Raw genomic sequence first — 12,214 nt, forward strand, 5'->3', positions numbered from 1 at the left:
ATACAAGTCCGTAACGTGGGACTCGGCGCCGCGTCCAGCCCCATCACTCGAAGCATCAATCCAACGCTGGCCATAGCGTTTTCTGACCAAAGAACAAACGGTTATCGGTGAACTTGAGTTGCGTCAGCTGCAAGCGCCATATCTGGGCGCGGTGCAGGCGCGCTATGGGATGGCGGGCAAAGTAGATCTGCAATGCCGCGTCAGCCGCGGGCTTTTGCAGCGGCGTCGCCACCGCGCTGAACTGCATACCGCGAATTTCGCGCACGCCTTCAGGCTGACCGCAAATGGTGCCTGCCACATGTGGATTAGCCAGCATGTGTACGCCGTGCAAGGTGTCGGGGCTGGACAATATCAGTAGCGCGCGGGTCAGCGGATCAAATGCATAAAAACAACTGGCTGCCCATGCCACGCCGGCATGGCAAGTGGCCAGGCTGACCACATGGTGCTCGCGGATAAAGTCGATCATGCGGGGCGGGATAGCGGGCTCGGCAGTGGGTGGCATCGCGGATGGCCTTGATAATGTGTTGATCAGCGCAACAGCCCGGCACCTGGCCGGGCTGTCTGGCGTATGGCATGGATCCGGTTCAGAAGAACACGTGCCAGTAGTGCGAGAACGGCATGACCAGAAACAGCGCCGGCAACATATTGGCCACCGGAAACACCTTGATCCCGCAAATGCGCAAGCCGGTTGCCAGCATGATCATGCCGCCGGCGGCCGAGAAGTCCGACATCATGTCGGGCGTGGTCAGCGGCAGGATGGCGGCGGCGCCCAAGCCCAGGCAAAGCTGGATGGCCAGCTGCGGAATGGCAATGGTGGCCACCGAATAGCCCAGCGACGTCGCAAAAATGGCCGCAGTAAACAAGTCGAGGATGGTCTTGACGTACAGGATGGACGCGTCGCCCGTCATGCCCTCATGCATCGAACCAAAAATGCCGGTGCCGCTGGCGCAAAACATCACCAGAATGGCCACAAACTTAAGGATGAACTCTTCCTGGCTTAGCCCTTCCTGGGGCGGAAAAAACTTGTCGACGACGGTGCGGGCCTTGGCCCCCAGCTTGCCGATGGCGGTTTCAACGCACAGCATTTCGCCGATCAGCGCGCCCAGGATCAGCGCCAGAATCACAGCGGGCAAATACTTGACCTTGACGATCAGCACTATACCCAGCGCCATCGACGCCAGGCCAAAGGTCTGCGGCAAAGCCAGCCGCAAGCGCTCCGGTAAACGATTGCCTAAAAACGCCCCGGTCGCGCCGCCCAATACCACGGCGGTGCCGTTTACAAATGGTCCAACGAGCATGCTAGAACCCCTTTATTTTTTTAGAGTGTGACGCGTGCGGTAGCGGTGTGGACGTCTGCCTGCGCCACGGGCTCACCCCAACGCGGCAGATGTTTGACGTCCAGCCCGAACAGATCGAGCGCGCGACCGACGCTATGCATGATGATGTCGTCCAGCGTTTGCGGGCGTTGATACAGCGCCGGCACCGGCGGAAACACAATCCCGCCCATCTCGGTGACCGCCTGCATATTGCGCAGATGGCCCAGGCTGAGCGGCGTCTCGCGCGCCATCAGCACCAGCCGCCGCCGGTCTTTCAGCACCACATCGGCAGCCCGCGTCAGCAGGTTGTCCGACATGCAATGCGCGATCGCACTTAAGGTACGCATGGAACACGGCGCCACCAGCATGCCCAGGGTCTTGAACGAACCACTGGCGATCGACGCCCCCAGGTTTTCCAGCGGATGCACCACATCTGCCAGCGCGAGGACTTCTTCACGCGTGTAATCGGTTTCCAGCTTGCGCGTCATTTCTGCGCCCTTGCTGATCACCAGATGCACTTCTATCGATTGTGATCGCAATAACTGCAGCGCCTTGACGCCATACTGAAACCCCGTGGCTCCGCTGATGCCCACCACAATGCGCCGTGTTTCCATAACCGTTTCCTCGACTACTTAGTGCTTATTTAAAGTCAGGCAAAAAGCGCTTGACGTCGACTTCCTTGAACTTGCTACGTTGGAAGTGGCTCTTGAGGTGGAATGGCACCGTGCAATCGAAAATCGTTTTGCACGAGGTACCGGCCGCGATGATGCTGGGGCTGAATTCCGGAATCTGCGACGGATCCAGCGGATGGCAACGCACGCCAGGGATAAAGATGGTGCTGACGTCACCTTGATAACGCGTCTGCATGGCCCACAGCACGTCATTGGTATCAAACAGATCAACATCTTCATCCACCAACATCACGTGCTTGAGTTCGGGGAATGCCGCAAAAGCCAGCAATGCGGCCTGGCGCTGACGTCCTTCATCGCTTTCCACCACTTTGCGAAATTGCAGCACGGCCAGGTATTTGCCGCCGCCCGAGCTGTGCGCATACACATTCAGCAGCTTGCCCGGCATGGCGTTTTCGACCATGCCCAGAATGCTGGCTTCGGTGGGAATACCGGCCATGCTCACGTGTTCTTCGCTCGGGCCGATGGTGGTTTGCAGTATCGGGTTGATGCGGTGGGTCACCGCTTTAACCTTGATGACCGGCACGGCAGCCTTGGCTTCCCCGGTATAACCAGGGAATTCAGGCATGGCTTTGCCAGTATTGGTGTTCTGATCTTCGCGCACCCGCACATTGGGCAGCAGCTCGCCTTCGATCACCACTTCGGCATGCGCAATGGCGCGGGCGTTAACGGTCAGACAGTTCACCAGTTCGACCGGACGGCCACGAATGGCACCGGCGACGGTCAGTTCATCAAAACCCAAGGGGGTGGTAGGCGGCTCAAAGCACGCGCCAATTTCAATGGCGGGGTCCACCCCCAGACTGATCGAAATCGGCAGTGGCTTGCCAGCGGCTTCGGCTTTCATGCGGAAGGCGTCCAGATGGCGGCCAGGCACAAAGTACATCGAGATTTCGTCGGCGCTTTGTATGCACAAGCGGTGTATGGTCACGTCTGATTCACCGGTTTCCGGATCAGAGGCGTAACACATGCCCATGGTGAAATACGGGCCGGCGTCTTCTTCGGTATTGGTGGGTGCGGGCAGCAGCGTGCGCAGATCAAAGCCGGGGTCGCTGGCCCGATGCACGACTTCCTGGCATTGCGCTTTGTCGGCGCCCACCAGCACCGGCGGCACCGGGTGCTTGACCGAATCCATCAGCAAGCGGCCCAGCCTGGCCGGTTCGCAACCCAGCAGATAGCCCACGCGTTCCCGCGAAGCCAGCAAGCCGATGGCCACACGGAAGTTATCAAAGCCTTTGACCTTGTTAAACACCATGGCCGGGCCCTGGCGGGTAGGACGCATGCAAGTACCGCCCGCCCCCACGTAGCGATACACGCCAGACAGCTCGGCTTCGGGGTCTACTTCTACATCAGTGACCGCCAGTTGACCGGGCAGGCTTTCTAATAGCGCCAATGCCGTACGCAAATCGCGCACGCCGTTTTTAATATTCAATTCTGGATTGCCGGACATGATTTCTCCACGAGATTCCAACACGGGTTAATTCGGGTGAATTCGAATTCGGAATGGAATATAGGCCCGTCCAAAGCTGGCAACCAAATACTGTTTTGGTGGGTAAAGTCATACCAAAACGGAATCGATTTGATGCCGCTGCGCTTGATTTAAATCAAAGTTGTGCCGGGCTTTAATTACCAGAATGCTAGCAAATTCAAGGCGTGCAGCTTGCATACCACGCAGACCGCGTCCAGAAAGCCCGTTGCTGGCGGCATAAAGCCATACCGTAATCGTGCGTTTCTGCGCGCGCCCTCTCAGACCGCTGCAATACCCGCCACCCCATTGCATTGTGATTCGGGCAGGGGCGGTTAATTGCTGCCGAATTGCAATGCGGAGTGGTCTTTTCTGCATTGAATATAAGTGGCCGTATTCAAGACCACCTTGTTGTGCCGATTTTTTAAGGGGTATTAAATTGAAAATAAATAGTAAACACGCCGTCGCATTGATTTTGCCATTGATGCTCTCTGCCGCCCTCGCTCACGCCGACGCGCCCACCGGTGTTGAAGTGCTGCATGTCACCCGCTACGCCGACGACAGCGAAGCCGGTTCTTTGCGCTGGGCGCTGGAAACCAATAACCAGGCGCCTGGCCATTACGCCATCGAGATCGATCCCGTTGGCAAAGCGCCGTATGTGATTGTGATCAAATCACCGCTGCCGCCGGTACTGGGCCCGGTTCGCATTGAAGGCACAGCCTGGGCGCATAGCGGCGAATATGTGGCGATTGATGGCTCCGGCTATATCGGCAGTGGCCCGCATGCCTGCCCCGGCGCGGTGCCCGGCCAGTTTGGCGCCAATGTCCGCACCACCACCAGCCCGGGTCTGGTACTGCGCGATACCCGGAACGTGGATATCAGCGGGATAGACGTGCGCAATTTCTGCATCGGCGTGCTGATCAATCGCGCGCATGACAACGTAATTCACGACAACCGCATCAGCGGCAACCACGGCGGCGCGGGCATCATGACCACCGGCGACGATGGCAAAGGCAACTCCACCGCCACCACCACCATCCACAACAAGATTCTGCGCAACGTGTTCAGCAATAACGGCGACGCCATGGAGCTAACGCGCGGCGCCGCCTACAACCTGATTGCCGATAACCACGTCACCACGGACGCCAGCAACGAAGAACCCTCGCAAGGCATCGAGATCTTGTGGGGCAACGACAATATGGTGGTGCACAACTACTTTGCCGGGTATTCGGATGGCGTCCAGCTCAACTGGGGCAATCGCAACTTTATCTCGGGCAATACCTTTACCAATCTGTCGTCGGGTGTAACCCTGAGCGGCACCGGCAATATCGTCGACGGCAACATCATGACCGGCAACCGCGTTGCGGTTTCGGTACGGCCGCAAGGCAGCCCGCAGGCCGATGGCAGCCCTGGCATCAACCGTATCAGCGGCCCGGCGGTCAATCGCATAACGGCGAACACCATGTTCGACAACGGCAAGGACATCAAACGCTGCTTTGCCGGTGGCGCCTGCTTACCGGACCAGGCGGGCGCGATCGTGTTTGGCGTACCGGGGCTGGAACACGCCGTGTTTGTTGGCAATCGCGGCGGCGGCATCGACGGTGACGTGAGCAAACTGGAAACCATCTGCACCGATAGCAACAGCCCCGCCGGTTGTGAAGCAATGCCCAACCACAATCTGGCCGCACCCGTTCTGGAAAGCGCCCGTGCCGAAGGCAAGGCCGTGCTGGTCAGCGGTCGCATCAGCGGCCAGGCGGGCACGTTGTCGCGGGTGGAGTTGTTTGCCAACAGCAACGCCCACGCCACCGAAGCTGAACGCTACCTGGGCTTTGTGCTGGTGCCGCTGGATAACAACGGCACGGCCAGCTTCAGCATGCGCATCGACGGCAAAAACACCGCCAATGTCACCGCCACGGTCACCTCGGTTGACGGCGCGACCTCGATGCTGAGCAAGCCGCTCGCCCTGCGCAAATAAGCGCCCTTCTGCACCGGCCCTGTGTGGCCGGTGCTTTCTGCAAGGCAGAACCATCATGAAAAACCAACAACAAGCCCAGCGCCTGGCGCTGCTGGCAGCCATCTTTGCCGCCACTGCGGCGCTGGCGCAGGCAGAAGTCGAGATTTATGGCCGCATCAATATGGATATCGAAAACACCCTCAGCGGTGGCCCGACCGCCACATCGAGCATGCGGGTGGCCAACAATACCTCGCGTATCGGTTTTCGCGGCTACGACAAACTGGATAACGGCTGGAAGGCGATCTGGCAGGTCGAAAACGGCATCGCCTTTGGCACCACCACCACCGGCGGCAATTGGGGCAGCCGCGAGACGTTTGTCGGCATCAGCGCGCCCGAGTACGGCACGTTCAAGGCCGGCAATTTTCTGGTGCCGGTTGATGATCTGCATGGCATCGAAGGCAATATGTTCCAGTACGTGACCGGCATCAGCAACGACGCCACCTTGTGGTTAAACGGTGGCAGCCTGGCCACGGGCGGCTTTGACGTGCGCACCAGCAGTTCGATCAGCTATCAGACCCCGGATCTGCATGGCTTTAGCTCACGCATCCAGTATGCCTATGTGGCCGACAGCAATAACCAGAAAACCTCGGGCAGCGTCACCTCGGCCAATGCGGTGTATCGCAACGGCAATCTGATCGTGGCCTATGGCGGCCAGGCCAATCGCGGCATGCTGACCACCTCGTCCGGCTTTTACAGCAACGGCTATATGAATATGCTGGTGGGCGGTTACCAGTGGGGGCATTGGTATCTGGCGGCGCTGCTTGAGCATGACGAATTGCAAGACATCAACCGCAGCGGCAAAGATCGCGAGCGCAATTACGGCAGCGTGACTGCGCGCTACACGCTGGCACCGCGGCATATCCTGACACTGTTAAGCGGCAAGGCCAGCAACTGGACCGGCGACGCCGGCGTAGCCGAGAGCGATGCCACCATGAATTCGCTGGCCTACAACTATGTGCTGACACCACGGGCGCAGGTTTATCTGATTTACAGCGCGCTGCACAACGGCAAGAACGGCGCCTATGTGCTGGGTGGCAATGCCGCAACCAGCGCCCAGGCCGGCAGCCAGCATGCCGCCGTGCTGGGGATGTGGGAAAACTTTTAAAGCCGGTCAGACCGATGTGGTCTGATCCGGTAAAACCGCCACCACGCCGGGCATTGCCGAGGCGTGGTCGCTGGCGTGACAAGGGGTTCTCGTGGATTTAAAGCGTTTGCGCTATTTTTGCGGCATCGTCGAACAAGGCTCCATCGGCAAGGCCGCGCGCGTGCTGAACATTGCGCAACCGCCGCTGAGCAAACGCCTGCAAGAGCTGGAAGACGAAGTGGGCGTAACACTGCTGACGCGCAATGGTCGCGGCATGACCCCCACGCCTGCAGGCTTGCATCTATATAAACGCGCCAGCGAAATGCTGCGCGAAATGGAAACCATCAAGCGCGAGACCATGTCGATAGGCACGGTGCGTAAACGTCGTATCCGTATTGGCGTGTCTTATCTGTTCAATGTTTATTTCCGGCCATTATTGCTGACGCTGTATCGCGACTATCCCGACGTCGAAATGGATGTGCTGGTTTCGGATACCAGCCAGCTCGAATTGTTTTTGCAACAAAAGCGGATTGATGTGGCCTTGATTCAAAGCCCGTATCAAACCGAAGGCTATGAAACCGTTAATCTGACGCCCGTAAAAACAGTGGCCGTGATCAGCAAAGCGTTAATGCCGATGCCACCGGCCAAGCCGTTTCCATTAAGCGCCATCGATCATTTGCCGCTGGTGCTGATCCGGCGCTTATCGGGCGCGGGCACGTACAACACCATTCAGGATCAGTTGCGTGCCATGGGCGCAGAACCCGGCAACGTGGTGCATGTGTCAGAGGCCGGACTGGTGCTGGATTTGCTGGACGGCGGCATGGCAGCGATGGCGCTGCTGCCGGAATCTGAAGTAGCGCATCGGGCCTTGCCGCATTGCCATGTGGTCGAGGTTTACCCGGCGCCGATGTTGTTCTTTCCCGCCGCGGTCAAACTGACCAGCACGCCGGAAACGCCCGAAGTGATGGATATTGTGCGGCGCGGCTATCCGCTGGAATAGACACGCCCTCACGCGCTGGCGCGCCCCACGCGCCCCGTCCGCGTCGACGTGTGGAGCGCGCTTGCGGCCCAGCGCCGCCTGCCATCCATCCGCGCCCGGCGCGTCTCGCCCTTGTATAAGAACCCGGTTATGTTGATGTCATGCAAGCATTGCATGCTGGCTCGCCCTTGCATGCGCACCGTAACAGCGCAATCCGGGTCGATTTATGGCGCGAAGTGTCGGGCTTTTGAACCGGCTTGATGCGCGTACCGTGCTAAAACGCAACAGCATGAGGCGGCGGCAGCCCGGTTTTAGTTGTTTTTATGCAACATGAGCCATTTAACAAAAACGCAAAAGTTCACCGTTCAAAGGGTAATTTCGACCGTTAAATCGCCAATTATTGCGGATTACCCTGATTGCATATTCATTTCTGTTGCAAATATGCAATGCGTCAGCGCTGCCAATTCTATAGATGTCACATTTGTGTCATCATCGCCGCCTAGACTGACGCCGTTTTCAGAAGAAACCGCGGCGACTCAGCGGGTTCCCGATTAAAAGAAAACCCGATCCCGCCAGCACTGTGCAATTTCGGTTTTTATCGACGTTACAGAGCGCTGGCCATTACACCGGCACGTTACTCATGCCGTGACGGTTTCAGAGCTGCAGTGCATTCGTGCTGCCTTGTTATTGCAACAGGAGAAATTTCAAAATGAAAAAAATTATCGCTGCCGCACTGGGCCTGGCTTTTGCCGCTCCCTTCGCAATGGCCGATGTGACCATCTACGGTTCTATCCGTGAATCCGTCGAATACTACAAAGGCGACGCTGGCGTGACCGCAGCGGCTACGCCGAATGCAGTGCGCATGGTTGATTCTTCTTCGCGTATTGGTTTCCGTGGCACTGACAAGTGGGACAACGGCTGGACCGGCATTTGGCAACTCGAAACCGGCCTGGGCGCTAAAGCCGGCACCAACACCTACAAGTCGGTCGGTGGCGGTTCGTGGGGTGGTCGTAACAGCTTCATCGGCTTCAAGAGCGATGACTTCGGTACCTTCCGCGCTGGTAACTACGACAACTCGTACAAGACCATGCTGACCTCCAGCAAGCTGTCCCCGCTGTTCGATGATTTCCTCGACACCGTTGATCCGAAGGGCGGCAAGGGCACGTTCGCACAACTGGCTACCCGTCTGAACGACAGCCTGTCGTGGGATTCCCCGGTATGGGCCGGCTTCCAGGTTCGCGCTAACGTCGGCCTGGATTCCGCACCTGCTGCTTCCGGCAAGGCTCCGATCTATGACGTGACCGCCCTGTACAACCTGCAAGGCTTCAACGCTGGCGTGTCTTACCAATACGCCAAGAACCGCACCTTCAACCAGGTGACCGGTATCTCCAACGCCACCTACACCGGCGTTGCCACCAACATCACCAACGGTGCTGACGTGCAAGGTCTGGAAGCGGTTGTCGCTTACAACTTTGACTTCGGTCTGGGCCTGGGTGCTGGTATCGAGCACATCAAGAACGAAGGCGCCAACGGCACCGACACCAGCTGGAACAACTACATGGCTACGGTCAACTACTGGTTCAACCAGAAGTTTGAACTGCAAGGCCTGTACACCAAGTCCAACAACGTGAACGGCGTGGGCGACACCGACGGCCAACAGTACTCCCTGAGCGCTGTGTACTACATGTCCAAGCAAACCCGCCTGTACCTGTCGTACGTTGATCTGAAGAACAGCGGCGATGCTACCAACGCCTTCTCGTTCCAGAACAACTCGGCTTCGTTGGTTGCTGCCAACGGCCAGGACCTGAAGACCGGTCTGGTTGGTATCCGTACCGACTTCTAAGCTTTCCGCACGGAACGCTGATCGCACAAAACCCCGCCTCGGCGGGGTTTTTTCATGGCTGCGCCATACGCAACGCGCATGCGGCGACCTAAATCCAGCCGCGCACCAGCACGGCCCCATCGGCCACGGTGGCGACAGGTTTTACATATTGATCCAGCTCGCGCAGCCATTCGGCCTTGACCACGCTGCGCATCTCTTTCTGCCCGGTTTCGCTGGCCACACGCGCCGCTTCGCGCCACAGCAAGGGCAGCACCTCGCCCACCTGTGCGCCGGTGCACACAGCCAGGGTGGCGCCACTGCCTGCTTTCCAGGTCAATACGCCCAGCAAAACACCGTCTTCGCGCCAGGCCGCCCAACGCAACGGGATGCCAGCGGGTACCGGCGAATCGGGTAGCGATGGGCCTATCGGGTGCAGATCATGCGCATCCACGCTTGCGTGCTGCGGCAGCGGCACCACGTGGATGGGCGCGCGCTGACTGGCGTCTTCGCGGATCAGCACCTGCATGCCTGCCGCCACCTGTGGCTCCAGTTCCAGCAGATCAGCATTGCGCATGCGGATGCAACCATGCGATGCGGGGATACCCATGGGCTGATCGTCCGGCGTGCCGTGGATATAGATATAGCGCCGCATGCTGTCGTGCTCGCCAAGGCGGTTGAAGCCAGGCTGGCAGCCCGACAACCACAGCACGCGGCTGAGTATCCAGTCGCGCTCGGGATGCGCCGCGCTGAGTGCGGCATCATGGATTTCGCCAGTGGGCCGACGCCCACGCAACACGGCATGACTGGGCAGATTACGACCAACCACGGCGCGGATGATATGCAAGCCACGCGGCGTCTTGTTGCTGCCGCCCTGCTCTCCGGGCCCATTGGCGGCGGTCGAGACCGGCCATTGCTTCACCACTTTTGCGGCGTCATCGAGCAACTGAAGTTGCTGTGACGCGATATCAACGAGCAGTTTCATGGCGTCTCCAGATAAAAAAACGGGGATCGCTCCCCGTTTTTCAGCTTACGTGTGCCTTGTTATTTCTTCAACAGATTGTTGTAGAGCACGCTCGACAATTCGCCGTCGGGGGTGTCTTGCGACAGTTCCCACACCATCGCACCACCGAGTTTTTTTGCTTTGATATAAGCGACTTTCTCTTTCAGCACGCTGGGGTCATCGTAGGTCCAGACTTCGCCATTGCTGACCTTGACGATGGATTTGGTCACGTTGTCGCTAAACACTTCACCCGGCTTGGCTTTGAGTTCGGGCCACGTCGCAATCCCGGCATCCGGCTTGCCCACGGCTTTGGCTTTGACGGCTTGATACAGGCCGTGGTTATCCATCTTCTCCGGCACCCAGCCATAGCCGTAGAACGGCACGCCGATCACCAGTTTGGCCGGAGCCACGCCTTTTTCCAGATAGTCATTGACCGCGATATCAATCGCCAGCTTGTCCTGCTTGCCCGCCAACAGATTGGCCATCGGTGCAGTACGGTTTTCCCACGGGCCAGCAAAGTCATAGGCCATCAGATTCATCCAGTTGAGCGGCAACTGCACATGGCCCATATCCAGATTGTTATAGATCTGGGCCGATGCGCTCACCGCACTGGTCAGCAGCAAGCCAGGCTTGAGTGCGTCCAGTTGCTTGCGGAATTCATTCAGCAAGGCGATGTAATTGTCCTTGTCTTCCGGACGCACCACATTGCCGTCGGCGCCGCTCGAAGCCGGGTACTCCCAATCGATATCGATGCCATCAAACACGCCAGCGGCGTAACCGGCCACGACTTTGCCACTGGCATCCGGCACATCGCCCTTGATGAATTGATCAACGCACGATTTGACGAAGGCGGCACGGTTGGCGGGCAGCGCGGCGTCGGAGAAATACTTCGACCAGGTCCAGCCACCCAGCGAGATCACCACTTTCAGATCAGGATGCTTTTGCTTGAGCTGGCGCAACTGGCCCCAGTTGCCTGCCAGCTTGCCCGGCTCGTCGGCTTTGCCGCTGAGCGAGGTGGCAGCGTCGACCGGATTGAGATAGTCGCCGGCCGGATCACCGATCACGCATTTGTTCGCGTTCAGATTGCCGAAGGCGTAATTGAGCACGGTCATGCGGCCTGCCGCGCCGCTGGTTTCCAGCATCTTGACCGGATAGCCTTTGCCTGGCGCCCAGGCCACGTAATAGCCCACCAGTTGTGGCGAAGTGGGCGCTGGCGTGCCCCCGGTAATCACCACCGGGGCGGCCGCCGCTGCGGCCGGAGCGGCGGCGGCACCGCCGTCGTGGTTAATCAGTTTGATATTGTCGAAATAGACGTCTTTGCCTTCGCCATCCGATTGCACCCATTGTTCCAGCGCCAGGTGAAAATCGAATTTGCCTTTGAAATCCAGGCTATAGCTTTGCCATTTGCCATTGTCTTTGAGCTTGTCGGGAAAGCCCGAACGCGCGGTGCCGGCCAGCCAGTTATCGCGCCCCGGAAATTCGGCGGTATAGCCGATCACCCCACCGCAATTGCTGCCGCAGGTGCTCAGATAATCAAAGGTCAGCGTATACGATGCGCCGGCCGGAAAACCTTGTTTGCTGAAAGCGTCGCCGCCGAACACTTTGCGATCAAAGCGCAGCACTTTATTGCCAGGCTTGAGCGGGTCATCCACCAGGGTGGCGTGTATAGGCGTTGAGCCATCGCCATTCTGGCCCACCCATTGCGACAGGTCTTTCTCGAAATCATCCTGGAACACCACCGTATCTGCGGCGTGCGCATAGGCAGCCGCCAGCAGTGCCAGCGGGAGCAGCACAAAGCGTTTCATATCGAATCCTCTATCGGTTTGTTTTCTGGCTTACCACGTCTGC

General features: G+C 58.6%; 10 protein-coding genes. 4 read left to right on the plus strand and 6 right to left on the minus strand.

The features are described from left to right. Nucleotides 1–55: 55 nt before the first annotated feature. From ACYQ1A_RS12995 to ACYQ1A_RS13010, 4 genes are all read right to left on the minus strand, one after another. Nucleotides 56–502: a pyridoxamine 5'-phosphate oxidase family protein gene (locus ACYQ1A_RS12995; RefSeq protein ID WP_062223668.1), complete on the minus strand. Its 447-nt coding sequence runs from the start codon at nucleotides 500–502 to the stop codon at nucleotides 56–58. An 82-nt stretch (nucleotides 503–584) separates the two neighbouring features. Then, on the minus strand, nucleotides 585–1,298 hold the full coding sequence (locus ACYQ1A_RS13000) for a DUF554 domain-containing protein (RefSeq protein WP_499362590.1): 714 nt from the start codon (nucleotides 1,296–1,298) through the stop codon (nucleotides 585–587). Nucleotides 1,299–1,318: 20 nt separating this feature from the next. Further along, nucleotides 1,319–1,930, minus strand: a complete 612-nt coding sequence (locus tag ACYQ1A_RS13005; RefSeq protein ID WP_062223666.1) for a UbiX family flavin prenyltransferase — start codon at nucleotides 1,928–1,930, stop codon at nucleotides 1,319–1,321. A 25-nt stretch (nucleotides 1,931–1,955) separates the two neighbouring features. After that, on the minus strand, nucleotides 1,956–3,452 hold the full coding sequence (locus ACYQ1A_RS13010) for a UbiD family decarboxylase (protein ID WP_499362593.1): 1,497 nt from the start codon (nucleotides 3,450–3,452) through the stop codon (nucleotides 1,956–1,958). Between the two features lie 499 nt (nucleotides 3,453–3,951). Between ACYQ1A_RS13010 and ACYQ1A_RS13015 the strand changes: the two genes are divergently transcribed. The 4 genes from ACYQ1A_RS13015 to ACYQ1A_RS13030 all read left to right on the plus strand — a co-directional run bounded on the left by ACYQ1A_RS13015 (nucleotide 3,952) and on the right by ACYQ1A_RS13030 (nucleotide 9,387). Beyond that, nucleotides 3,952–5,442, plus strand: coding sequence for a NosD domain-containing protein (locus tag ACYQ1A_RS13015; RefSeq protein WP_499362595.1), 1,491 nt, complete (start codon nucleotides 3,952–3,954; stop codon nucleotides 5,440–5,442). A 55-nt stretch (nucleotides 5,443–5,497) separates the two neighbouring features. Continuing rightward, nucleotides 5,498–6,586, plus strand: coding sequence for a porin (locus tag ACYQ1A_RS13020; protein WP_062223664.1), 1,089 nt, complete (start codon nucleotides 5,498–5,500; stop codon nucleotides 6,584–6,586). Between the two features lie 91 nt (nucleotides 6,587–6,677). After that, on the plus strand, nucleotides 6,678–7,565 hold the full coding sequence (locus ACYQ1A_RS13025; RefSeq protein WP_499362597.1) for a LysR family transcriptional regulator: 888 nt from the start codon (nucleotides 6,678–6,680) through the stop codon (nucleotides 7,563–7,565). Nucleotides 7,566–8,253: 688 nt separating this feature from the next. Then, nucleotides 8,254–9,387 carry a porin gene (locus ACYQ1A_RS13030; RefSeq protein WP_499362599.1) on the plus strand — a complete coding sequence of 378 codons (1,134 nt, stop codon included), beginning with the start codon at nucleotides 8,254–8,256 and terminating at the stop codon, nucleotides 9,385–9,387. A gap of 88 nt (nucleotides 9,388–9,475) precedes the next feature. On the opposite strand, the gene ACYQ1A_RS13035 is transcribed toward ACYQ1A_RS13030, so the two are convergent. Next, nucleotides 9,476–10,348, minus strand: coding sequence for a L,D-transpeptidase family protein (locus tag ACYQ1A_RS13035; RefSeq protein WP_499362601.1), 873 nt, complete (start codon nucleotides 10,346–10,348; stop codon nucleotides 9,476–9,478). A 59-nt stretch (nucleotides 10,349–10,407) separates the two neighbouring features. Next, complete coding sequence (locus tag ACYQ1A_RS13040; protein ID WP_499362602.1) at nucleotides 10,408–12,171, minus strand: glycoside hydrolase family 18 protein; 1,764 nt, start codon at nucleotides 12,169–12,171, stop codon at nucleotides 10,408–10,410. Between the last annotated feature and the right edge of the window lie 43 nt (nucleotides 12,172–12,214).

Source organism: Silvimonas sp. JCM 19000 (assembly GCF_054652575.1).

Bases quoted from the DNA above. Each gene is read 5' to 3' on its own strand.
- ACYQ1A_RS13000 (WP_499362590.1), bottom strand. From the start codon at position 1,298: ATGCTCGTTGGACCATTTGTAAACGGCACCGCCGTGGTATTGGGCGGC.
- ACYQ1A_RS12995 (WP_062223668.1), bottom strand. From the start codon at position 502: ATGCCACCCACTGCCGAGCCCGCTATCCCGCCCCGCATGATCGACTTT.
- ACYQ1A_RS13005 (WP_062223666.1), bottom strand. From the start codon at position 1,930: ATGGAAACACGGCGCATTGTGGTGGGCATCAGCGGAGCCACGGGGTTT.
- ACYQ1A_RS13020 (WP_062223664.1), top strand. From the start codon at position 5,498: ATGAAAAACCAACAACAAGCCCAGCGCCTGGCGCTGCTGGCAGCCATC.
- ACYQ1A_RS13015 (WP_499362595.1), top strand. From the start codon at position 3,952: ATGCTCTCTGCCGCCCTCGCTCACGCCGACGCGCCCACCGGTGTTGAA.
- ACYQ1A_RS13035 (WP_499362601.1), bottom strand. From the start codon at position 10,348: ATGAAACTGCTCGTTGATATCGCGTCACAGCAACTTCAGTTGCTCGAT.
- ACYQ1A_RS13030 (WP_499362599.1), top strand. From the start codon at position 8,254: ATGAAAAAAATTATCGCTGCCGCACTGGGCCTGGCTTTTGCCGCTCCC.
- ACYQ1A_RS13040 (WP_499362602.1), bottom strand. From the start codon at position 12,171: ATGAAACGCTTTGTGCTGCTCCCGCTGGCACTGCTGGCGGCTGCCTAT.
- ACYQ1A_RS13010 (WP_499362593.1), bottom strand. From the start codon at position 3,452: ATGTCCGGCAATCCAGAATTGAATATTAAAAACGGCGTGCGCGATTTG.